The sequence below is a fragment of the Actinocorallia aurantiaca genome (genome assembly GCF_039533685.1).
GTDB lineage: Bacteria > Actinomycetota > Actinomycetes > Streptosporangiales > Streptosporangiaceae > Actinocorallia > Actinocorallia aurantiaca.
The window spans coordinates 753,152-774,702 of sequence record NZ_BAAATZ010000006.1 but is presented as its reverse complement, the minus strand read 5'-3'; the positions used below and the strand labels follow the sequence as shown (position 1 = coordinate 774,702).

Annotated in this window: 24 protein-coding genes; 18 read left to right on the top strand and 6 right to left on the bottom strand. The window is 69.5% G+C overall.

Annotation, left to right across the window (positions count from 1 at the left end):
• The first annotated feature begins 289 nt into the window (after positions 1-289).
• Together ABD327_RS10565 and ABD327_RS10560 are read left to right on the top strand one after the other, a co-directional pair.
• A complete protein-coding gene (locus ABD327_RS10565; RefSeq protein ID WP_344450088.1) occupies positions 290-1,477 on the top strand; it encodes a cytochrome P450 in 1,188 nt (395 codons plus the stop codon).
• Entirely contained in the window at positions 1,471-1,674 is a 204-nt protein-coding gene (locus ABD327_RS10560) for a ferredoxin (RefSeq protein ID WP_344450087.1), read from the top strand. Before ABD327_RS10565 ends, ABD327_RS10560 begins: the two co-directional genes overlap by 7 nt.
• Before the next feature lie 27 nt (positions 1,675-1,701).
• Here the strand turns inward: ABD327_RS10560 and ABD327_RS10555 are convergent, their stop codons facing one another.
• Both ABD327_RS10555 and ABD327_RS10550 read right to left on the bottom strand, forming a co-directional pair.
• Entirely contained in the window at positions 1,702-2,223 is a 522-nt protein-coding gene (locus ABD327_RS10555; protein ID WP_344450086.1) for a pyridoxamine 5'-phosphate oxidase family protein, read from the bottom strand.
• A gap of 44 nt (positions 2,224-2,267) precedes the next feature.
• Positions 2,268-2,930, bottom strand: a complete 663-nt coding sequence (locus ABD327_RS10550) for a DUF899 domain-containing protein (RefSeq protein WP_344450085.1) — start codon at positions 2,928-2,930, stop codon at positions 2,268-2,270.
• A 96-nt stretch (positions 2,931-3,026) separates the two neighbouring features.
• Between ABD327_RS10550 and ABD327_RS10545 the strand changes: the two genes are divergently transcribed.
• Positions 3,027-3,491: a winged helix-turn-helix transcriptional regulator gene (locus ABD327_RS10545; RefSeq protein WP_344450084.1), complete on the top strand. Its 465-nt coding sequence runs from the start codon at positions 3,027-3,029 to the stop codon at positions 3,489-3,491.
• A gap of 79 nt (positions 3,492-3,570) precedes the next feature.
• Positions 3,571-4,026 (top strand): MarR family winged helix-turn-helix transcriptional regulator, encoded by a 456-nt coding sequence (locus ABD327_RS10540; protein ID WP_344450083.1) that lies wholly within the window; start codon positions 3,571-3,573, stop codon positions 4,024-4,026.
• Positions 4,027-4,042: 16 nt separating this feature from the next.
• Here the strand turns inward: ABD327_RS10540 and ABD327_RS10535 are convergent, their stop codons facing one another.
• The gene (locus ABD327_RS10535) at positions 4,043-4,519 is read right to left on the bottom strand and encodes a nitroreductase family deazaflavin-dependent oxidoreductase (RefSeq protein WP_344450082.1); all 477 of its coding nucleotides are present in this window, start codon (positions 4,517-4,519) and stop codon (positions 4,043-4,045) included.
• A gap of 142 nt (positions 4,520-4,661) precedes the next feature.
• On the opposite strand from ABD327_RS10535, the gene ABD327_RS10530 reads away from it, so the two are divergent.
• Both ABD327_RS10530 and ABD327_RS10525 read left to right on the top strand, forming a co-directional pair.
• Entirely contained in the window at positions 4,662-5,861 is a 1,200-nt protein-coding gene (locus ABD327_RS10530) for a cytochrome P450 (RefSeq protein WP_344450081.1), read from the top strand.
• An 83-nt stretch (positions 5,862-5,944) separates the two neighbouring features.
• Positions 5,945-6,700, top strand: coding sequence for a TioE family transcriptional regulator (locus ABD327_RS10525; RefSeq protein WP_344450080.1), 756 nt, complete (start codon positions 5,945-5,947; stop codon positions 6,698-6,700).
• Here the strand turns inward: ABD327_RS10525 and ABD327_RS10520 are convergent.
• On the bottom strand, positions 6,693-7,634 hold the full coding sequence (locus tag ABD327_RS10520) for a permease prefix domain 1-containing protein (protein WP_344450079.1): 942 nt from the start codon (positions 7,632-7,634) through the stop codon (positions 6,693-6,695). The two genes, ABD327_RS10525 and ABD327_RS10520, sit on opposite strands and share 8 nt — an antisense overlap.
• Complete coding sequence (locus ABD327_RS10515) at positions 7,631-7,969, bottom strand: PadR family transcriptional regulator (protein WP_344450078.1); 339 nt, start codon at positions 7,967-7,969, stop codon at positions 7,631-7,633. The genes ABD327_RS10520 and ABD327_RS10515 overlap by 4 nt, the downstream gene beginning before the upstream one ends.
• 190 nt (positions 7,970-8,159) lie before the next feature.
• Between ABD327_RS10515 and ABD327_RS10510 the strand changes: the two genes are divergently transcribed.
• Positions 8,160-9,002: an undecaprenyl-diphosphate phosphatase gene (locus ABD327_RS10510; protein ID WP_344450077.1), complete on the top strand. Its 843-nt coding sequence runs from the start codon at positions 8,160-8,162 to the stop codon at positions 9,000-9,002.
• Positions 9,003-9,005: 3 nt separating this feature from the next.
• Here ABD327_RS10510 and ABD327_RS10505 read toward each other — a convergent pair whose 3' ends face one another.
• Positions 9,006-9,749, bottom strand: a complete 744-nt coding sequence (locus tag ABD327_RS10505) for a maleate cis-trans isomerase family protein (protein WP_344450076.1) — start codon at positions 9,747-9,749, stop codon at positions 9,006-9,008.
• 270 nt (positions 9,750-10,019) lie between these two features.
• Here ABD327_RS10505 and ABD327_RS10500 point away from each other — a divergent pair, with 270 nt between their 5' ends.
• The 11 genes from ABD327_RS10500 (at position 10,020) to ABD327_RS10450 (ending at position 21,526) form a co-directional block, all read left to right on the top strand.
• Positions 10,020-10,466, top strand: coding sequence for a phage holin family protein (locus ABD327_RS10500; RefSeq protein WP_344450075.1), 447 nt, complete (start codon positions 10,020-10,022; stop codon positions 10,464-10,466).
• Positions 10,463-11,128, top strand: a complete 666-nt coding sequence (locus ABD327_RS10495; RefSeq protein ID WP_344450074.1) for a DUF3618 domain-containing protein — start codon at positions 10,463-10,465, stop codon at positions 11,126-11,128. The genes ABD327_RS10500 and ABD327_RS10495 overlap by 4 nt, the downstream gene beginning before the upstream one ends.
• A gap of 24 nt (positions 11,129-11,152) precedes the next feature.
• On the top strand, positions 11,153-12,196 hold the full coding sequence (locus ABD327_RS10490) for a YihY/virulence factor BrkB family protein (RefSeq protein ID WP_425547086.1): 1,044 nt from the start codon (positions 11,153-11,155) through the stop codon (positions 12,194-12,196).
• Between the two features lie 74 nt (positions 12,197-12,270).
• Positions 12,271-13,518, top strand: coding sequence for a serine hydrolase domain-containing protein (locus ABD327_RS10485; RefSeq protein WP_344450072.1), 1,248 nt, complete (start codon positions 12,271-12,273; stop codon positions 13,516-13,518).
• A gap of 178 nt (positions 13,519-13,696) precedes the next feature.
• The gene (locus tag ABD327_RS10480; protein WP_344450071.1) at positions 13,697-14,785 is read left to right on the top strand and encodes a DNA alkylation repair protein; all 1,089 of its coding nucleotides are present in this window, start codon (positions 13,697-13,699) and stop codon (positions 14,783-14,785) included.
• A gap of 212 nt (positions 14,786-14,997) precedes the next feature.
• The gene (locus ABD327_RS10475; protein ID WP_344450070.1) at positions 14,998-16,095 is read left to right on the top strand and encodes a zinc metalloprotease; all 1,098 of its coding nucleotides are present in this window, start codon (positions 14,998-15,000) and stop codon (positions 16,093-16,095) included.
• Positions 16,092-16,409 (top strand): hypothetical protein, encoded by a 318-nt coding sequence (locus tag ABD327_RS10470; protein ID WP_344450069.1) that lies wholly within the window; start codon positions 16,092-16,094, stop codon positions 16,407-16,409. Before ABD327_RS10475 ends, ABD327_RS10470 begins: the two co-directional genes overlap by 4 nt.
• Before the next feature lie 10 nt (positions 16,410-16,419).
• A complete protein-coding gene (locus ABD327_RS10465) occupies positions 16,420-18,414 on the top strand; it encodes a DNA/RNA non-specific endonuclease (protein ID WP_344450068.1) in 1,995 nt (664 codons plus the stop codon).
• A 25-nt stretch (positions 18,415-18,439) separates the two neighbouring features.
• Complete coding sequence (locus ABD327_RS10460; protein WP_344450067.1) at positions 18,440-19,387, top strand: hypothetical protein; 948 nt, start codon at positions 18,440-18,442, stop codon at positions 19,385-19,387.
• A complete protein-coding gene (locus ABD327_RS10455) occupies positions 19,384-20,295 on the top strand; it encodes a hypothetical protein (RefSeq protein ID WP_344450066.1) in 912 nt (303 codons plus the stop codon). Before ABD327_RS10460 ends, ABD327_RS10455 begins: the two co-directional genes overlap by 4 nt.
• 160 nt (positions 20,296-20,455) lie before the next feature.
• A complete protein-coding gene (locus ABD327_RS10450) occupies positions 20,456-21,526 on the top strand; it encodes a ligand-binding sensor domain-containing protein (protein WP_344450065.1) in 1,071 nt (356 codons plus the stop codon).
• The last annotated feature ends 25 nt before the right edge of the window (positions 21,527-21,551 follow it).

Here is a 21,551-nt window from a genome sequence, read left to right as displayed (position 1 = left end):
GGCCTGCCTCCTGACTCCGCGCAGCGGCCCGGCTCGCACACGGGAGGGACGATTTCCAGGCGACGCGCGTCCTGAATGCGGTTATTCGGAGCCCGAGAGGTCCTGGGCATGGCAAACCGTGTATTCAGGCGTCGAGCTTTCGATTCGGTGTGACAGGTTCGAATCAGGTTAGGACGTACCGGGTGGCCGGTTTCAGCCTCGCACTGGGATGAAATTTTCGTTTTGAGAGTATTCTCATCGTTTTCCCCCGGCTTTACTGTCCTGAATCAAAGGACAGAAAGCGGGTGGCATGGAACAGCTGGAAGTTCCCAAGATGCCGTGGAAGCGAACGAACGGGTTCCATCCTCCGGAGGGCTTCGCGCAGCTCCGCGAGGGGCCGCCCGTGCGGGTGCGGCTGCCGAACGGGCAGGTCGCCTGGCTGGTGACGAAGCATGCCGATGTGCGGGCGGTGCTGAGCGATCCCCGGGTGAGCGCGAAGGACTCGCAGCCTCAGTTCCCCATGCTCATCGATCTGCCTCCGGGTGAGGGGATGTTCTCGTTCCTGCGGATGGACGATCCCGACCACGGGCGGTTGCGCCGGCTTCTGACGGCGGAGTTCACGATGCGGCGCGTCAACGCGATGCGGCCGGGGGTCGAGCAGGCGGTGGACGACCTCCTGGACGCGATGGTCGAGGCGGGGCCGGCGGCCGACCTCGTCAAGGACTTCGCGCTGCCTCTGCCCTCCCAGGTGATCTGCCAGCTCCTGGGCGTGCCCTACGAGGACCACGAGTTCTTCCAGGATCGCAGTGCGGCGGTGCTGGACCTGGCCGCGCCGCCCGAAGAGGTGGGCAAGGCGATGGGGGAGCTCGGCGGGTACCTGGCCGCCCTGGTCGCGGAGAAGGTGCGGACGCCGAGCGACGATCTGCTCGGGAGGGTCGCGGCCGCGATCCCCGAGGAGCGGCTGACGGAACGCGAACTGGTCGACATGGCGCTGCTGCTGCTGGTCGCCGGGCACGAGACGACGGCCAACATGATCGCGCTCGGGACGCTGACGCTGCTGCAGGAGCCCGGCAGGTGGGCGGAGCTGCACGCCGACCCCTCCCTCATCGGCTCCGCGAGCGAGGAGCTGCTGCGTTACCTGACGATCGTGCAGTTCGGGCTGGCGCGGACGCTGCTGGAGCCGCTCACCGTCGGCGGGGTGACGATGGGCGCCGGCGAGGGCCTCATCGCCTCGATCGCCTCGGCCAACCGGGACGGCGCGCACTTCCCCGACCCGGACTCCTTCGGCCTCGGCCGGGAGCAGGGCCAGCACCTGGCGTTCGGGTTCGGGATGCACCAGTGCCTGGGGGCCGCACTGGCGCGGCTGGAGATGAACATCGCCTTCGACCGCCTCACGGCGCGTTTCCCCGAATTGCGCCTGACGATCCCTCTCGAGGACGTGCCGTTCCGGTACGACCAGTTCGTCTACGGCATCGGTTCTCTGCCCGTCACATGGTGAGACTGCACGCGGATCCGGACCGGTGCCGCGGCACCGGCCAGTGCGTCTTCGTCGCCCCCGACCTGTTCGACCAGGACGACGGCCCCGAATACAAGGTGATCATCTTGGATCCCGAGCCCGCTTCCTCCCAGCTGCTCCTCGCCACCCGCGCCGTTCTCGCCTGCCCCAACCTCGCCCTCACCGTCTCCGACGGCTGACCGCCCCCTCGGCCGGGGATGAGGGAGTCATCCGAAGCGCCAACGTGTGGCGGTCAGGCCGTCTGCGCCGTAGCCGTAGGCGCGTACCGGAGTGATCCGGTAGAAGGCGTATTCGGGCGAGCCGGGAAGGTCGTCGTCCTGGACACGGCTGCCTCGTACCGTGAACTCCCACTCGTACTTGGCCTTGAAGGCCGCCGCTACCCGGTGCAGCAGGGCTTCGTCCTCCTCCCGGGCGGCGGTGCCTTCGATCACCAGGTCGAGGGCGGGGTCGGCGACGGTGATGACGCAGCGGGGGTTGCGGGCCAGATTCGCGGCCTTGCGGGAGGCCGGGCGGGTGGCGAACCACGGCGCCTCGTCCGCCCAGACCGGCATCAAGGGCATCGCGTGGGGACGGCCGTCGGGGCGTACGGTCGACAGCCAGCCCTTCGGAGCCGATCGCAGGCAGGCGCGGGCCTGCTCCCACGGTTTCACCGTCGCCGGTTCCGTGCTCATCGGGGTGGCGTCGCTTTCGCCGAACAGCAGTTCGGCGATGGGATCGGTGCGGGTCATGGCCGGCTTCTCCTCGGTCGGTGCGGATCTTCTCGGTTCGGGGGTCAGCGCGGATCGTCGCCGTATTCGTCGTGGAGGCGCCACCAGCCGTAGGGCGGGGTCTGCGGTCGGCCTTCGGGGGATTCCTCCCAGATCTCCTGCCTGCCGAACGGCGTCAGGTCCAGGAAGGTCCAGTTGCTTCCGAGGCGTTCGACTCCTCGTCCCGTGGTGGAGTAGGTGCGGTAGACGTCGTCGCCGTCGCGCAGGAAGACGTTGAGCGCGAATCCGTCGCCGGCTCCGACGTCGTCGTTGAAACCGGTTCCCAGCGAGGAGAACCACGGGACCGTCCAGCCCATGCGCTGCTTGAACCGCGTGATCTCGTCCAGCGGGCCGCGGGACACCAGGGCCAGCGAGACGTCCCGGGCGTGCAGGTGGGCCGGATGCCCGATGTTGTCGACGAACATCGAGCAGCCCGAGCAGAAGTCGTCGGAGCCGTGCCACATGAAGCAGTACGTGATGAGCTGGCTGCGGCCGTCGAACAGGTCGAGCAGGCTCGCCGGGCCTTCGGGGCCGTGGAACCGGTAGTCCTCGTCGACGCGGACCATCGGCAGGCGGCGCCGTTCGGCGGCCAGGGCGTCCATCGCCCGGGTGAGTTCCTTCTCCTTGGCCAGCAGCGCCTCCCGCGCGGCCTGCCATTGCCGTTCCGAGACGACCTGAGGGTGCTTCACGGCTGTTCCTCCAGTGACTTCCTTGAAGAAAGGGACTGGGTCCGACCCTACTCCAGTGACTTCCTTCAGGGAAGTGACTGGCTTTAGACTGCGCCCATGCAGCGAACCCGGTTCGGAGACATGGCCTGTTCGGTCGCCCGCACGCTCGACGTCATCGGAGAGCCGTGGTCGCCGCTGATCCTGCGCGACGTCTATGTCGGCATGGGCCGCTTCGACCAGCTTCAGCGCGACCTGGGGATCTCCAGCAAGGTGCTCACCGAACGGCTGAAGTGGCTGGTCGGCAACGGCGTACTGGAGCGCCGGGAGTACTCGAGCCGGCCCCCGCGCCACGAGTACGTGCTCACGGCGAAGGGGGAGGAGCTCTGCGACCTGCTCCTGGCGATGGTGCGCTGGGGCGACCGCTGGACGGCCGGCGAGGCGGGCCCTCCGGTGCTCTACCGGCACCGTGCCTGCGGTCGGATCGCCCATGCCGAACCGCACTGCTCGGAGTGCGGGCGACCGATGCACGCCACCGACGTCGACGTGTTGCCCGGCCCGGGCGCGAAGGCGGACCCGGCCTGAAGGAGAGTTGACTTGAAGGAAGGTTGAAGTTCTACCGTGATGACCGTTCCGTTCGGGAAGCCCGGAAAGTGAGGCCGTCATGGTGTTCAAGGAGTACCCGGTTCGGGAGCTGGCCGCTCAGCCCATCGGTTACTGGAGCGGGGAGACCTACCGCAGGGTGGTCGGCGCGCTGCGGGAGCAGTTGGCCGTGGAAGGGCTCACCCAGCCGCACTGGTGGACGCTCAACCACGTGGCGGGAGCGCCGGGGACGTGGACTCGTCCCGCGCTGTCGCGCAAGCTGGAGGTCTACGACGATCTCGGCATCGACTTCGACGGCGTCTACGACGACCTGGTGTCCCGGGGGTGGATGCGGGAGGACGGCGGGTCGCTGACACTGACCGAGGAGGGCGAGGCCGGTCGGCTGCGGGCCAAGGAGCGCAACCTGCGGGTCCACGAGCGCACGCATGAGGGCATCGAAGCGGCCGACTACGCCGCGGCGGTGAACGTGCTGAGGCGCATGGTGGACAACCTGGGTGGTGACGGCGACCTTCCCTGAAGCCCCCTCCGGGGCTTCAGCGCGGAGTGAGCTCCACGAAGGGGATCAGTTCGCGGCCGACCTGCTCGTAGTCGGGCGGGGTGCCGTCGACCCGGATGCCGCAGACGCGCATGAGGCGGCGGGCCAGGCGCGGGTGGCGGGCGGCGTACTCGACCATGGCGCGACCGGAGCGGGAGGGGTCCAGCGGGCGGGCGGTCGCCGAGTACAGGCGGCGTCCGATCTGGACGGTCACCTCGGGGTTGCGCAGGATGTTGCGGAACCACTGGGAGCCGCGTCCGAAACCGGAGGCGACCCGGACGACGTCGCCGTCCCTTCCCGCGACCTCCAGGACCACCTGCCGGGGCCGTCCGCTCTCGCGCCCGAGGTGGGTGAGCCGCAGGAACCGGCCGCCGAGCACCCATCCGAGTCCCGCCCGGTACAGGGTGAGCGGCATGCGCGCGGCGAGCTTCTTCATTCCTGAAGGAGACGGCGTCTCCTTGACCTTCTCTGCCATGTCCTCTCCTTTCTCCGGACCTACCATCCCCCTTCCCCGGAGTCCGGGCGCCGACCCGGTGAAACCGCCCGTCCCTCGGATATCCGAAAACTCGTGGCGTCAGCCTGTTGATCCGCGGGCGGATGTGTTTCAGATTGGCGGCATGAATGCTGAGGTCTTCCAGGGTTATGAGCAGCTGTCGGGCGAGTCGTGGCGGGATCCGTTCGGGATGTACGCGGCCCTGCGCGACCACGATCCGCTGCATCACGTCGAGCGAGGGGACTACTGGGTCCTGTCGCGGTTCGCGGACGTGTGGCGGGCGGCGCGGGACACCGCGACGTTCTCCTCCGCCGAGGGGCTGACCTTCTCCTACGGCGAGCGGGAGCGGATCGGCCTGCAGGAAGCGGCGCCGATGGTGATGCTGGATCCGCCCGAGCACACCGAGTTCCGCAGGCTGATCAGCCAGGGCTTCACGCCCCGGCGGGTGACCTCGATCGAGCCGCAGGTGCGGGCGTTCGTGCGAGAGCGCCTGGACGGGCTGGCCGGACGGGACGAGGCGGACATCGTCGCCGAGCTGTTCAAGCCTCTTCCCAGCTTCGTCGTCGCGCACTATCTGGGGGTGCCGGAGGCCGACAGGTCCAGGTTCGACCGGTGGACGGAGCTGACGGTCGCCGCCAACGGCGGCGGAGACGTCCTGGCCGCGGGGGACGCGGTCGCGGAGCTGTTCGCCTACTTCAGCGACCTCGTCGAACGCAGGCGGGCCGAGCCCGGAGACGACACGATCTCCGCGCTGAACGCCGTCTTCGGCGACGAGGACCCGCTGGGCCTGCTGCGCATCCTCGGTTTCGCGTTCACCATGGTCGCCGGAGGCAACGACACCACGACCGGCCTGCTGAGCGTCGGCTGCGGTCTGCTGTCGGCGCATCCCGACCAGAGGGACGCCCTGGCGAGGGACCCCTCCCTCATCCCCGACGCCATCGACGAGCTGCTGAGGTTGACGAGCCCCGTCCAGGGCCTGGCCCGAACCGCCACCCGCGACGTGGAGCTGCACGGCAAGGTGCTCCCGGCCGGACGTAAGGTGCTCCTCCTTTACGGTTCGGCCAACCGCGACCCCCGCGAGTTCGGCCCGGACGCCGAAGCCCTCGACATCACCCGCGGATCCCGCCGGATGCTGGCCCTGGGTCACGGCGCCCATCACTGCCTGGGCGCGGCGGCGGCCCGTCTCCAGGCCAGGGTCGTCCTGGAGGAGCTCCTCTCGCGCTACCCGCGCTTCGAGGTCGACACCGACCGCGGAGTCTTCGCCTCCGGCCACTTCGTCCGCCGCTTCCAGTCCCTGCCCTTCCGTCCGGGCCCGCCGGAGTGAGGACCGGGAGGGCACGGTCTGGCCTTGCGGTGCGGTTTCCCGTACCTTCGACCGGACCGTTGAACCTCCCCTTGAGACTTCTGATGAGCGACTCGAGACTCCGACCCGTTGACCTGGCCCGGGAGCACGGGCTTTCCACGCAGGCCGTCCGGAACTACGAGGACGCCGGGATCCTGCCGACGGCGGAGCGGAGCCCTCACGGATACCGGCTGTACGGACAGGTGCACGCGCAGGCGCTCAGGACGTTCCTCGCGCTCGTTCCCGGACACGGGCACCAGACGGCGGCCGACATCATGCGGGCCGCGAATCGGGGAGACCTGGAAATGGTCTTCCGGCTGATCGATCAGAGCCACGCCGCGCTTCTCCGCGACCGGCAGACCCTCGACGCCGTCACGCGCGCGCTGGGCGACCTCACCTCGCAGGAGGCTCCCGACCTGATGAGGGGTGACGTTCACATCGGATCCGTCGCCCGGCGGTTGGGGCTCCGGCCCGCGACGCTCCGGAAGTGGGAGAAGGCCGGGATAGTCCACCCGGAAAGGGATCCGGCCACCGATTACCGCACCTACACGGCCGCCGCGGTGAGGGACGCGCATCTCGCTCATCAGCTTCGGCGCGGCGGCTATCCGCTGGAGCGGATAGCTTCGGCGATCGAGCAGGTGCGCAATGCCGGAAGCGTCGAAGCGCTGGAGTCGACCCTCGAAGACTGGCGTTCCGGGCTCGCCCGGCGGAGTCTCTCGATGCTGAAAGCCTCGGCCGAGCTCGCCCGCCATCTCGACATGGAGTCCCGCGAAGCGGGGGCAGGGCGGTCTCCGGGAGGGGACGGGGTGAAGCTCAGCTGAGGGCTTCCCGGAAACGCTTGACCGCGTCGATCGCGCTCACGGCGAGCACGCCCAGGATCGCGATGGTGTAGAGCGAGTCCGGGACGGTCCAGCCGCCGTTGACGGTCGTGAGGAAGTCCGGGTTGAAGAACATGCGCTGGTAGAGGACCCAGGCGAGCGGGAGCGCGAACAGCGCCTCGGCGACGGCGTAGCCGACGGCCAGCGGGACGGTCCACCGGTGCACGGCGGCCCGGACCAGCTCGAAGGTCACGACGCCGGCGAGGCCCGCGAGGATCGGCCAGATCCAGCCCGACCACAGGGCGGGGTCGAGCACCGGGATCCCGTCGCCGTCGGCCTGGTAGGGCTTGAAGACGTGCTGCCAGACGATCAGTGCGAGCAGCAGGCTGTTCCAGGCCGCCGAGGCGTAGGCGGCCGCGTCCTGCCTGCCGGTCTCCGGCAGGTCGGACAGGTCGTCGGGGGTCCAGGCGCCGGGGCCGTAGACCGAGCGTTCGAGGGTGCGCGACCTCTCCACCACGACGAACACCAAGGTGAGCCAGGCGAACATCTGGGCGCCGACGGTGAGCACCGCGCCGATGCCGCCGGCGAGCGCCGAGGCGATGTCGCCGCCGTCGAGGACGTCGATCACCACGGACGCGGCGGCGACCACCGGCAGCACGGCGGACAACAGGACCTTCAGCAGCCGGATGTACGCCGGGTAGAACTCGGGCCCGATCAGGGAGAGCGGCCGGTCCGCGTAGCGGGCGGCGAGCCGGATCGGGTCGCCCATCTCGATGAGGACCTCGCGCTCGGCGGAGGCGGGGTCCTCCGCCCTGCGTGCTTCGACGGTGTCGGCGATCGTGGCGCGCAGTTCGTCGGCGACGTCGTCGCGCTGGTCGGTGGGGATTCGCCGGACGACCTCGTGTACGTAGCGTTCGGTCAGCGTGTTCGCGTTCAATGCTTCTCCTTCGTCAGTCGTGAGATCGAGGCGACGAGGTCCCGCCATTCGCGGACGAGCCCGGCACGCACCAGGGAGCCCTCGGGGCTGACCCGGTAGAACTTCCGCGGCCGGGACTCGTCGGTGTTCCACTCGCTGGTGAGCAGCCCCTGCTTCTCCAGCCTGCGCAGCAGCGGATAGAGGGTGTTGCCGTCGACGGCGACTCCCGCGTCGTTGAGCGTCTCCAGCAGCGCGTAGCCGTACTGCGGCTCCTTGAGCAGCGACAGGCAGGCCAGCACGACGGTGCCGCGACGCAGCTCCTGGGCCTGGCTGCTGATCAGTTCTTCGGAGGACACGAGCAGCACTGTACTGTGTGGAACACACTAATGCCCAGCACCTTCCCCCCGGCACCGTCGCCGGACGTACATGTCTTGATAAAGCGCCGTACACCGTTTGGTCGCCTATCGAGTCGTACGGTTACGGGCTATCTCGTCCGGTTCCAACGTCCGGGGCGAGGGTCGGTCCTGGTGGGGGAGCACGTCGTTCATGTCCTGGTTCGAAGCCGTCGTCCTCGGGTTGCTGCAGGGGCTCACCGAGTTCCTGCCGATCTCCTCCAGCGCCCACCTGCGGGTCTTCTCCGCGCTGGCGGGCTGGGACGATCCGGGCGCGGCGTTCACGGCCGTCACCCAGCTGGGGACCGAGTCGGCGGTGCTCATCTACTTCCGCAGGGACATCGCGGCGATCGTCAGGGCCTGGACGGCGTCGCTGTTCGTGAAGGAGCGGCGGAGCGACCCGAACGCCCGCATGGGGTGGTTCGTCATCGTCGGGTCGCTGCCGATCTGCGTCCTCGGCGTGGCCTTCCAGCACACCATCGAGACCTCGCTGCGGGACCTGCGGATCATCGCGACCACGCTGATCGTCTTCGGTCTCGTCCTCGCGGTGGCGGACCGGTCACTGGCCGGGCGCCGGGCCAGGAAGATCACCGAGCTGACGTTCCCGCACGCGCTCGGCTACGGCTTCGCGCAGTCGCTGGCGCTCGTCCCGGGCGTCTCCCGCTCCGGCGGGACGATCAGCGCCGGCCTCCTGCTCGGGTACGAGAGGGAGGCCGCGGCGCGGTTCTCGTTCCTGCTGGCGATCCCGGCGGTGCTGGCGTCCGGCGTGCTGGAGCTGTTCGAGATCGGTGAGGGACCGGCGCCCTCCTGGGGGCCGACGCTGCTGGCCACGGTCATCGCCTTCGCGGTGGGCTACGCGGCCATCGCCTGGTTCCTCAAGTACATCTCCACCCACACGTTCACGCCGTTCGTGGTCTACCGGGTGGCGCTCGGCCTGCTCATCCTCGGCCTGCTGTTCTCCGGCGCGCTCAGCCCGGACGCGGGTGTCATCGGTTAGGGATCAGTGCTCGCGGAGCAGGCTTCCGTGGCCTTCGACGCGGTCGTCGATGCCGTGCTCGCGCAGCGCGTGCCACAGCGTCGCGGCGTTGATGGCGACGACGGGCTTGCCGAGTTCGGCCTCCAGCCGCTCCGAGAGCGCGACGAACGACAGGTTGGTCCCGACCTGGACGATCGCCTCGACGTCGGGTCCGTCCAGTTCGGCGACGACCTCGCGCAGGCGCTCGTCGGGGACGCGGGCGATGTCCATCGCGGTGGGGCAGCGCAGCCCGGTGATGGCGGCGACGTCGAAACCGGCCTCGGTGAAGAACCGGCCGACCTCCTTGTCCGCGATCGGCTGGTAGGGGGAGAACACCGAGATCCGGCGGCATCCCAGCTCCCGGAGAGCGGCCCGGCAGGCGCTCGCGCCCGTCGTGACGGGGAGGCCGGTGCGTTCGCGGAGCCGCCGTTCGAAGGCGGCGTTCCCCTCGGTTCCGCCCCAGAACGTCTCGGCGGACATTCCCATCACCATGCGGTCGGGCTCGGCGGTCAGGACGTCCCGCACGGCGGTGTCGATGGACGCCCGGATCTGCCCGAGCAGCCCCTTGAAGTCCTCGTCGTCGCCCATGACGGGGTTGGGGATGTGCATCGATCCGGCGCGGTAGGCGACTCCGTCGATCCCGGCCGTCCAGTAGTCGTGTTCGACGACGGTGTTGGTGCTGGGCACGATGACCCCGAAGACGGCGCGAGGCCCCACGGCGTTCGTCACAAGATCTCCTGATACGTCCGACTAAAGGAAACGAGGTTTCCCTATTCGGACTTTATCGGGAGATCGTCTGAGGTTGTCCGGCACGGCCGCGGACGACCCCCGTGACCGGGGCGTGACCTTACCCGGAGTGATTTAAACCCCTAAGTCCTGTAATGCGAAACATAGGGCGAATTTTGACACCCCCGGTTTGTCGGGCCCTGAACGGGAACGGCTGATGTGCGGCCGCTTTCGTTCAGCCGGCCGCCGATCGTCAGGGGGAGGCGAGAACACATGACCGAGGGAACCCAGCGGCGGGCCGCCGGAGCCTGGGCCTGGCCCGAGGACCAGCGCCAGGACGAGGCCGGGGTCGGTGAACTGATCCAGCGGGCCACCGACCAGGTGTCGGACCTGGTGCGGGCGGAGATCCGCCTGGCCACCACGGAGATGAAGGACAAGGGAAAGCGCGCCGGAGTCGGAGCGGGGATGCTCGGCGGCGCCGGCGTCATCGCCGGTTACGGGGTCGCGGCGCTGCTCGTCGCGGTGGTCGCGGCACTGGACCTGGCGATGCCGCTCTGGGCGGCGGCGCTCATCGTCGCGGTGGTGCTGCTGGCCGTGGCGGCCGTGGTCGGCATGCGCGGGCGCAAGAAGGTCACCCGGGCCGTTCCGCCGGTTCCGGACAAGGCCGTCGCCAGCACCCGCGAGGACATCAACGAAATCAAGGAGAGAGCACACCGATGACCAGCACTCCCGGAGAGAACGGAAGCCGGCCCGTCGCGGCGGGGAACACCACCCGGTCCGGCGCGACGGCGCTCGGCACCCAGCACACCGGCCCGGAGGGCGCCGAGAACGTGACGCAACTGCGCGAGGGCATCGAGCAGACCCGCAAGGACCTCGGTGACACCGTCGACGCGCTGGTCGCCAAGACCGACGTGAAGGGCCGCGCCCAGGAGCAGGTCCGCCAGGTGAAGGCCACGGCGCAGGAGCGCCTGCAGACCGCGCGCGGCAAGGCCGAGGAGCTCGGCGCCCAGGCCCGCCAGACCGTCACCGATCCCGAGAACACGCCCAAGGTGAAGGGCGGGGCCGCGGCCGCCGCGGGAGTCGCGGCCGTGGGCGTGGCGGTCTGGGTGCTGCGACGCCGCCGCAACCGGCCCAAGACCCCGTGGGACAAGGCCGCCCTGGCGGTGCGGGAGGCCGCGAACCGGGCCAGGGGTCCGGTCGGCCAGACCGTCAACGCGATCGTCACCAGCGACGTCACCGTCCGGACGGTGGAGAAGGCCCGGCAGGCCGCCGCGGCTCCGGAGGCCAAGCCCCGTGCCGAGGGCGCCGGAGCGACGCTCGGCACGCTGCTGGTCCTGACCATCCTGCGACGGGCCGCCCGGCGGATGCCCGCCGGGAGCTGATCAGGCGGGGTGGCGATCATGCGGATGCATCGGAAGGACCGGCCGGAGGCGCCGGAACGGGAGCAGCAGGCGGAGGAGCCCGAGGCGCCCACCGACCTGCCGGCGCCGTCCTGGTGGGCGGCGGTGAAGCGGACCTTCGGGGAGTACAAGAGGGACGACCTCGGTGACAGGGCGGCGGCGCTCACCTACTACGGGGTGCTGTCGATCTTCCCGGCCATGCTGGTGGTCGTCTCCCTCGTCGGGCTGGGCGGGACCTCGGTCAGCGAAGGGCTGATCAAGAACCTCGGCGACCTGGCTCCCGGGCCCGCCAAGCAGATCCTGGTCAACGCCCTCACCGAGCTCCAGCAGAGCCAGACGGGGGCCGGCTTCGTGGCCCTGCTGAGCCTCGCGCTGGCGCTCTGGTCGGCGTCGGGGTACGTCGCGGCGTTCATGCGGGCCTCCAACGTCGTCTACGACGTGCCGGAAGGGCGCCCGATCTGGAAGACGCTGCCGATCCGCGTCGCCGTCACGCTGGTCACGCTGACCCTGCTCTCGATCTCCGCGATCGCCGTGGTGGTCTCCGGCCCGCTGGCCCAGAAGGCCGGAGACCTCATCGGGTTGGGCTCGGAGGCGGTCACGACGTTCAACATCGTCAAGTGGCCCGTGCTGGTCCTGATGATCAGTTTCCTGTTCGCCCTGCTCTACTGGGCCTCGCCCAACGCCAAGCAGGGCTTCAAGTGGGTCACTCCGGGCGGGCTCGTGGCGATCCTGCTCTGGCTGGTCGCCTCGGCCGGATTCGCCTTCTACGTGGCGAACTTCTCCTCGTACAACAAGACGTACGGGAGCCTCGCCGGGATCATCGTCTTCCTCGTCTGGCTGTGGATCTCCAACGTCGCGATCCTGTTCGGCGCCGAGCTCAACGCCGAGCTCGAACGCGGGCGGGCCATCACGACGGGGCACCCGGTGAAGGAGGAGCCGTACATGGAGCTCCGGGACACCCGGGCGCTCGACGAGGACGACCTGCCGGCGAAGGCCCACGACCCGGACGAGCGGGACGACCCGGACGAGAAGCGAGGCCACTCACGGTAGACAGTCCGATCCCCTGGGTAGTTTCATGATCGGAATGGGACTCCGTTCCGATCATCGGGGAGAGGCGGCTCGTGATGGCGCTCGGATTCAGGCACCGGGGGTTTCCGGCGGCGGCGCTCGGTCTGGCGGTGCTGATGTCGGTTCCGGCCTGCGGCGAGAACACGCCGCAGGCCGAACGCGCGGGGCTCGGGGTCACCACCGTGAGCCCCGCTTCCGACGTCCTGTCCTCCCAGGTCTCCGAGCGGCTGGACCAGGCCGTCGGCAAGGTGCTCAAGGAGACCAAGGCTCCCGGGGTCATCGTCGGCCTGTGGATGGACGGCGGCAGCTACGTGCGCGCGTTCGGGGTGTCGGACACCTCGAACAAGGAGCCGATGTCCTCGAAGCTCTTCATGAAGATCGGCAGCGAGACCAAGACGTTCACCGTCACCGCGCTCCTGCGGCTGGTCGACCAGGGCAGGCTCCAACTCGATGATCCCGTCTCCAAGCACATCTCGGGCGTGCCGAACGGGAACAACATCACGCTCCGGCAGTTGGCGGGGATGAAGAGCGGGCTCTACCCCTACACCTCCGACCCGGGGTTCCAGAAGGCGGTCCTGGCCGACCCGCAGCGCGCCTTCACCCCCAGGCAGCTGCTCGGCTACTCCTTCAAGCACCCGGCGGTCTTCAAGCCGGGCGAGAAGTTCCAGTACAGCAACACCAACACGATCCTGCTCGGCCTGGTCGTCGAGAAAGTCGGCGGCAAGCCCCTGCGCGAGTTCGTGCGTCAGGAGGTGCTCGTCCCGGCTAGGCTGAGGCAGACGCTCTTCCCCAAGGGCACCGAGTTCCCCCGGCCGCACGCCCAGGGCTACACCCGGCAGGCCGCGGGCGGGAAGATCACGAACGCCACCGACTGGAACCCCTCCTGGGCCTGGGCGGCCGGAGCCATGATCTCCACCCTGGAGGACATGCGGAGCTGGTCGCAGACCCTGGCGATGGGCACGATCCTGACGCCCGCGACCCAGGCCGAGCGGATGAAGGACCCGTACGAGGTCTTCCCCGGCCTGCGTTACGGCCTCGGCATGTTCGAGGTCCGAGGCTGGCTCGGGCACAACGGCTCGCTGCCCGGCTACCAGACCGTCGCGGTCCACCTCCCGGCCAGGCACGCCACCCTCGTCGTGCTGACCAACACCGACGACAGCCACAAGGGCCGCGACGTGGGCACGCTGTTCGCCAACGCGGTCACCCGGATCGCCACCCCGGAGAACGTCTACAACCTGCCGGCCGTCCGGTCGGCGTCGGCCTCTCCGTCGGCGTCTGCCTCCCCGAGCCGGAGCGGCGGCTGACCGAAGGCGGACGAGGCGGCCGCGACGGTCTCGGTAGAGGGGGCGGAAGGCCTCCGGAATCTGTTCGGCATCGGCTCCTTTCTGGCGACGGGGTCATGTCACCCCACGAATGTGAGAAAGCCTGTGAACGTTCTGGGAACGGGCGGGAAATGTCAGTGCCGCCTGTGACGATGCCGGGGTGGCGGAACCCCTGAAGGAAAAGATCAACGAGGCGTCGGTGGGCACGCTGGCCGACGGGGTGGCGGCGGTGTGGGCGCCCTTCGAGCGCGAGGCCTTCGTGAAGGAGGCCGTCTCCGGGCTGGACGGGCTGGAGCTCAAGGCCCGGGTGCGGCGGGTGTCCGAGGCGCTGGACGGGCGGCTGCCGCTCCCGTTCCCCGAGGCCGCGGCCGTCCTGCGGGAGAGCGCGGGCAGAGTGCGTTACGACCTCTGGAGCGGCTGGCCCGCCACGGACTACGTGGGGGAGCGGGGGCGCGGGCACCTGGGGCCTGCGATGGACGCCCTCGCCTCCATCACGCCGTTCAGCACCGCGGAGTTCGCGGTCCGCCCCCTCCTGGACCGCCACCGGGAGGAGGCGCTGGAAATCCTGTACGGCTGGGCGGGCTCCCCGGACGAGCACCTGCGGCGGCTGGCCTCGGAGGGCACGCGCGCCCGTCTGCCCTGGGGCTCCCGGGTGGGCTGGCTGATGGAGCCGGGGCCGACGGTCCCCCTCCTCGACCGGCTCCGCGACGATCCCAGCGAGTACGTGCGGCGTTCGGTGGCCAACCACGTGAACGACCTGGCGCGGGACCATCCCGGGTTCGTGGTGGGGCTGCTCTCGCGCTGGCGGGCCGAAGGGGGCTCGCATGTGGAGGGCGTGCTCCGACACGCGCTGCGCGGCCTGCTGCGCGCGGGGGACGCCGGGGCGCTCTCGCTGGTGGGCGCGGTGCCCGGCAACGGCACGGTCGAGCGGCTGGAGATCGCCGATCCGCTCGTGCCGGTCGGCGGGCTGCTGCGGTTCACGGTGACGCTCGGCGCGCGGGAGCCGGGGCCGCTCGTCCTGAAGTACCTGATCCGCCGGGACGGCTCGCGGCGCACGTTCCATCTGGGCAACCGCACGGCCGCCGGAGCCGACGAGCGTCTCACCGTCGTCAAGACGCACTCGTACCGGCCGGTCACGACCCGCCGGGAACCGCCCGGGCCGCGCGTTCTGGAGATCATCGTCAACGGTGAGGTGCGGGCGAGCGCGCCGTTCACGGTCGTGAGCCAGACGGGAGTCGCAGAACGGTAGAGGTGCCGAGAAGGCCTCTGGAATCTGTCTGGTATCGGTGTCCCTTTTCGGCGACATCGGTCATGTCAACCCATGAAAGTGAGAAAATTCTGCCCTAGGGAATTGGTGGGGCGTTTATTTATATCGGGGCTTTTCCGCAAATGTTAGGGGTATGACCGGGAAGTCGGTAAGGAGAAGCAGGTCGTCTTCGGGCGGCTTGGGAAGGATCTTCCATGACAGAACCCGGCCATGTCCCTGCGCCTACACGAGACCTGTGCGGGACCATGCTCGTCCACCGCCGGCTGCTCAACGAGAGCATGACCTACCGGGCGCAACGAGCACGGATCGAGAACAGGGCGCTCCAGTACGAGAAGGAGCAGCTCATCCCGTCGCGCACGGAAGTGGTCACCCTTCCGGTCGTCGTCCACGTGGTGCACCATTCGAAAATTCCCGAACAGAACATCAGCGATCAGCAGATCCACAGCCAATTGGCGGTTCTGAACCGGGATTTCCGGGCCGCCAATCCCGACACGTCCAAGGTTCCGGAAGCCTGGAAGTCGCTGGTGGCCGACGCCCGCGTGGAGTTCCGCCTCGCGGACCGGGATCCGTTCGGCAAGCCGACCGACGGGATCATCCGCGTCGAGACGGACGAGCGGAGCTTCGGCACCGACGACGCGGTCAAGGCAGGGGCCACCGGCGGCGCCGACCCGTGGCCCGGCGACCAGTACCTCAACATCTGGGTCTGCCAGCTGCGCGGTGGCCTGCTGGGATACGCGCAGTTCCCCGGCGGCCCCCCGCAGACCGACGGCGTGGTCGTCCTGCACTCGGCCTTCGGCACCACCGGGACCGCCGCGCACCCCTTCGACGGCGGACGCACCGCGACGCACGAGATCGGCCACTGGCTCGACCTCTTCCACATCTGGGGGGACGACGACGGCGCGTGCAGCAACGGCGACCGGGTCGCCGACACCCCGAACCAGGCCGACGGGAACACGGGGACACCGGTGTTCCCGCACATCAGCTGCGACAACGGGCCGAACGGGGACATGTTCATGAACTACATGGACTACGTCGACGACAGCGCCATGTTCATGTTCACGCGGGGCCAGAGCGAACGGATGAACGCCTGCCTGGAAGGGGCGCGCGCCTCCTTCCTGGTCACGTCCCGCAAGGCGGGGCCCGTCGGGGAACCGGAGATGGCGGCGGCCGGCGCGAACGGCGCCGCACGCGACATCGACGTGAAGCGGCTGCTCCAGGACACCGAACGGCTGGCCAAGGAGGTCCTCTCCGAGATACACGACGCGATCGGGCTCGTCACCGGCCGCAGATGAGCGGCTCGTCACCCGACGTCACCGGCTCCTGGCTGCACTCCTTCGAGGAGGACACCGGGACGACGGCCGTCTACCGGCCGTTCGACCACCCCTTCCGCCCCGCCCGGCGTCCGCGCCGGGGCCTGGAGTTCCGCCCGGACGGCACGTTCGTCGAACGCCGTCCCGGACCGGACGACCGGCTGCGCGAGGTGGAGGGCCGCTGGGAGCGGCGCGGGGCCGACCGGGTGGGCGTCACCTTCCCGGAGGGGCGGGGCGCGCCTTTCGGGATCACCGTCGTGTCCCGCACGGAGGACACGCTCGTGATCGAGAAATGAGGGCTGGGCCATGGTGGAGACCAGGAAGCCGGAGCGGCAGAACGAGGCGGCGACCCAAAGGGTGCGCGAACGCGCCGCCGAACGCCATCAGAACGAGTCGACGCTGGCGCGACCGGGCGGTGTGGCCTCCGCCGACTCACCTGAGCGCGTCAGCAAACGCATCGGCAGGCTGAGCCGCTTCTACGGCGATGGCGACCTGCTGTCGCCGGAGATACCGAAGGCCGCCGCCCAGCTGGAGAAGATCATCAATACCGCGGACTTCGTGGGCGTCCGCTACCTCGACGCCGGGGTGGCCGCCGCCCGCGGGGTGGGACGGGTGAACATCCGCGACGACCAGGGCAGGCTGCTCGGCTACGGTACGGGGTCTTTGGTCTCCCCGGCGCTGCTGCTGACCAACCACCATGTGCTGCCCGACGCCGAGACGGCGCGCTGCAGTGTCATCGAGTTCGACTACCAGGACGGGATCGACGGCGAACCGCTGCCGTCCAAGGTCTACGGGTTGGCCCCGGACAGGTTCTTCCTCGCCGACGCCGACCGGGACTTCGCGCTGGTCGCCGTCGACGCTCCGGCCGGGGAGCTGGCGGGGTTCGGGTTCAACCGGCTCATCGAGTCCGAGGGCAAGGCGATCATCGGGGAGTTCGTCACCATCGTGCAGCACCCGCGCGGGGAGAAGAAGCAGGTGGCGCTCCGGGAGAACCGGATCGTGGACGTCCCCGCCGACTTCCTGCACTACACGGCGGACACCGAGCCGGGATCGTCCGGATCGCCGGTGTTCAACGACCAGTGGGAGATCGTCGCGCTGCACCATGCGGGAGTACCGGTCTCCGGGAACGGAGACGGCGACGGGCGGTTCGTCAACGAAGGCATAAGGATCAGCCGGATCTGCCGGTTCATCCGTGAAGCCTCGCTGCCGCCGGAGAAGCGGGCGCTCGTCGACGAGGCCTTCGCCGCCGAGCGGGCCGCCGAGCGGCTGGCGTCCAAGACGTCCGCGGCGATGGGACCGGCGGCGGCACTGCCCTCGATCACCGGGGTGGCCGCACCCGAGGTGTCCGTGGGCACCCCCCTCGCGCCCGCCCCTGACGGGCAGTCGGTCTCCCGGATGGACGGGGAGGTGAGGCTCTCGGTGCCGCTGGAGGTGACGGTCCGGCTCGGAGACGTGGCGCCGGTCGGAGCCGAGATGGCGAGGACCGCGCGGGACTACACGGACCGGGAGGGATACGATCCGGGATTCCTCGCGCACCGGCTGCCCGTGCCCGCTCTGTCCGGTGAGCTGGAGGCGGTCGCGTCCGCCGAGCTGAAGTACCACCACTTCAGCATCGTCATGCACCGGAAGCGTCGGCTCGCGCTGTTCACCGCCTGCAACATCGACGGGAAGCTCGCCCGAAGGCCGCGCCGGCAGAACGACCACTGGATCAGTGATCCCCGGCTGCCCTCGGACGAGCAGACGGACGAGGAGGCCTACCGGCATCCGGACCTGGACCGGGGGCATCTGGTGCGCCGCCTCGACCCGGCCTGGGGGACCGAGTCCCAGGCCAAGGCCGCCAACGACGACACGTTCCACTTCACCAACGCCACTCCGCAGCACCACGACTTCAACGCGGGCCGGACGCTGTGGCTCGGCCTGGAGGACTACGTGCTGAACAACGCCGACAACCACGACCTGGCCGTCAGCGTGTTCACCGGGCCGGTCCTGGCCGAGGACGACGAGGAGTTCAGCGGCGTCCGGCTGCCCCGCCAGTTCTGGAAGCTCGTCGCGATGGTCAAGGCGTCCGGGGAGCCGTCCGTCACCGGCTACCTTCTCAGCCAGGCGGCGCTCATCGAGGACCTGCTGACGCGTGAGGCGTTCTCCTACGGGGCGTACCGGACGTTCCAGGTCCCGGTGTGGAAGATCGCCGGGCTCACCGGGCTGGGGCTCGGTCCGTACATCGAGGCCGACCCGCTGGAGAGGCTCGAGACCACCCCGCTGCCGAGGGAGATCCTCCGGCCCGAGGACCTGGTGCTCTGACGGGCCGTCTCGGAGGGGGGTGAACATGGGCGTTCTGAAGAACAAGAAGGCGCTGCCGGCGACGCTGGTCGCCGTGGTCTTCGCCGGCAGTGCGATCTTCGTGGTGCTCTTCATGCTCGCCAAAAGGCCCAAGGGGGAGACGACCTGGCAGCTCAACGGGGCGAGGATCGACAACGAGTACACGATCAAGGGCCGGTCGGAGAAGGGGTTCGACGGAGACCAGGCCTGCATGCAGTTGAAGAACATCGGGAAACATCTGGCGGTCACGGTGAAGAAGGTGACGGCGGGGCCGCCGGGCGTCTACGAGGAGAAGACCTGCCAGGGAGAGGCGGCTCCCGGCGGCGGCGGACGCAACGGCCTCTCGCGGCTCGCCCGGATCGAGCCGTGCGCGACGGGCCTCATCCTGCGGCAGGGGGAGAACTGCTCGCTGGGCGTGAAGCTGGTCACGGGCGGCAGGCCCGGAGGGAAGCTCGACGTCAGCACCGAGGTGATGTGCCCGTCCAGGGAGGTCCCCCCGTGCCAGTTGCTGCGCGAGGACCTGAAACCGACCGCGCAGAAGCCGCTCGCGCTGACCGTCGACCAGAAGAGCGGCTTCCCCAAGTCCGACTCGGAGTTCAAGGTCACCACGCAGAAGGCGGAGCTCACCGCCGTCGAGGCGGAGCCGGGAGGAGAGACGTCCCCGACCGGGCCCCTCCCCGGAGCCCCCGGGCCCGGCACGGAGTCCGGGCCGGGAGGAACCCCGGGTCCGGGGCAGGAGACCGGGACGGCGCCTCCGGGGGAGTCGACGCCTTCCGAGCGAACCCAGCCCGTCGAACCGGGGAGCGACCGGACGGAGACCGAGGGTCCGCCGTCCGAAGAGCCGTCGACCCCCGGGGACGGGTCTTCCGAGGGAGAACGAACCGGAGAACCGGACGAGGGTGAGACGAATCCGGACGATGGGCAGGATCCCGGAGGACAGGTGCCTCCGTCATGACGGAGCAGGAGACACGGAAGGAGCCCGAGCCCAAGCCGCTCATGGCGCGGCTGGCGCCGATCATCGGCATCGTGGCGCCGACGACCCTGGTCACGGCCTTGCTCCTCTACTTCGGATATCTGTCGACCCAGGCCAGGTTCCGGTACTTCGGGGCCGACCTCGACCTGATCAACCTGACGACGACCGATCTGCTGTTCTACGGGTCGGACGCGGTGTTCGCGGCGGTCGTGGTGCTCGCGCTCGCCGTGCTCTTCGGGGCCGGGGTGTATCTGGCGGGGAAGTGGCTCGTCTCCGAGCCGCGGAGGGACGCGGCCGTCGGCTGGACCAGCCTGGCGCTGCTCTACCTGGGCCTGCTGCTGCTGGTGGGAGCGCTGGTGGGCATCTTCACCAAGGCGACCCTGACGAACCGCCCCATCGAGGTACCGCTGGCGCTGATGCTGAGCGCGCTGATGCTGAGGTACAGCCTCTGGCTGTGGCAGGCCAGGGTCGCCGACCGCGAGAAGCCGTTGTGGACACCGCCTCCCGAGGCCGTGGACCTCATCCGCGGTGCGCTTCTCGTCCTGCTGATCGCCGGTCTTTTCTGGATGTGCGCGCTCGCCTCATCTCTTTATGGGGGGAATCGGGCGGCCGACATGGTCAAGGAGCTTCGGTCCTATCCGGGCGTGCTCCTTTACACCCGGGACGCCATCGACAGCCCGCCCGTCGGAGTCACCTACACCGACCTGGGGAAGAAACAGAGTTTCCGGCACCGGTACCACGGCCTGCGCCTGCTGGCGGAGTCCGACGGACGGCTCTTCCTCGTTCCCGTCCGCTGGTCCCCGACCACCAGCCGTGTCCTGGTGGTCGAGAACTCCTCCGACACCAGGCTCCAGCTCATTCCTCCCAAAGGGAGTCATGTACGCCGCTGAACCGGAAGGGAGGGGCGGTTCACCGTCGCCAAGGCGCATTCCTAACGGCCGGTCATGACCCGGCGGGAGCCAGACGGGAGTCGCAGAACGGTAGAAGCGGCGATCCCGGGTGATGCAGGATGGGTCCTTCTGCATTTCGGCGAGGTGACCGGGAGACAACATGGCAGTGAATACGTCCCTGTCCGTCCGGGTGCGCCGGTTCGGGGTCGTTGTGAGTGCCGTGTCCGTGATCTCCGCCGGGGTCCTGGTCCTTCCGGCGAGTGAGGCGGTGGCCACGCCGCGCTGGCGGGTGGCCGAGAAGGTCACGCTGGAGATCGACGGCGGGCTCGCCAACTTCGACGGGCTCACCGCGGTCTCCCCGAAGCTCGCCTGGTCGGTGCTGGGGCACGGGATGGGCGCGGCCGGGACGGTCCTGCTCCGCTGGGACGGCACGAGGTGGAACAGGCAGGAGCTGCCCGAGGACCTCGCGCGCTCGTCCGTCAGCGACCTCGGCGCCTCGTCCGGCGGCAACCTGTGGCTCGCGGGGCAGAACGAGGACATGACGCGGTCGCACCTGGCGCACTGGGACGGCCGCGGGTGGGAGACCAAGCCGCTTCCGGAGGGGGATTCGGTCGAACGCATTTTGGTGCGCGGCGTCAAGGACGTCTGGTACTTCACCCTCAAGGGCAGGGCGGGGCACTACGACGGCAGGAAGTGGCGCACCTACAAGATGGGTTTCACCGCTTTCTCGGCCGTCGGCTCGGGCCGGAAGGTGTGGGCCGTGGGCGGCCACACCGAGACCGGGACCCCGCACGCCTCGGTGTGGAACGGCAAGAAGTGGAAGGCGACCCGCGTCTCCGGCGAAGGCGCGCTGTACGGGGTGACGTCGTCGGCGGGCAGGGTCTGGTCGGCGGGCATGGTCTCCGGCAGGTCCGCGCTGCTGCGCTGGAACGGCAAAGCCTGGAAGAAGGCCAAAGCTCCCCGTATCGCGGTGAAGGACCTGGTCCCCGACGGCTCCGGCGGGCTGTGGGCGTCGTCCTGGCCCGCGGACCCGGCCGGGCAGTCCGGGATCTACCGGTTCAAGAAGGGGCGTTGGGCTCAGGCCTCCATCAAGGGCATGCCCGGCAGTAAGAACCCCCTGGCCGTGAACCGGATGGTGCGCGTCCCGGGCACGAAGACGTCCCTGTGGGCGGTCGGCGGGCACGACGACGGCAGGACGGACACCGACGCCCTCATCATGCGCTACAGCTGACTTCGGGAATCTTTGCTCCGGCGGG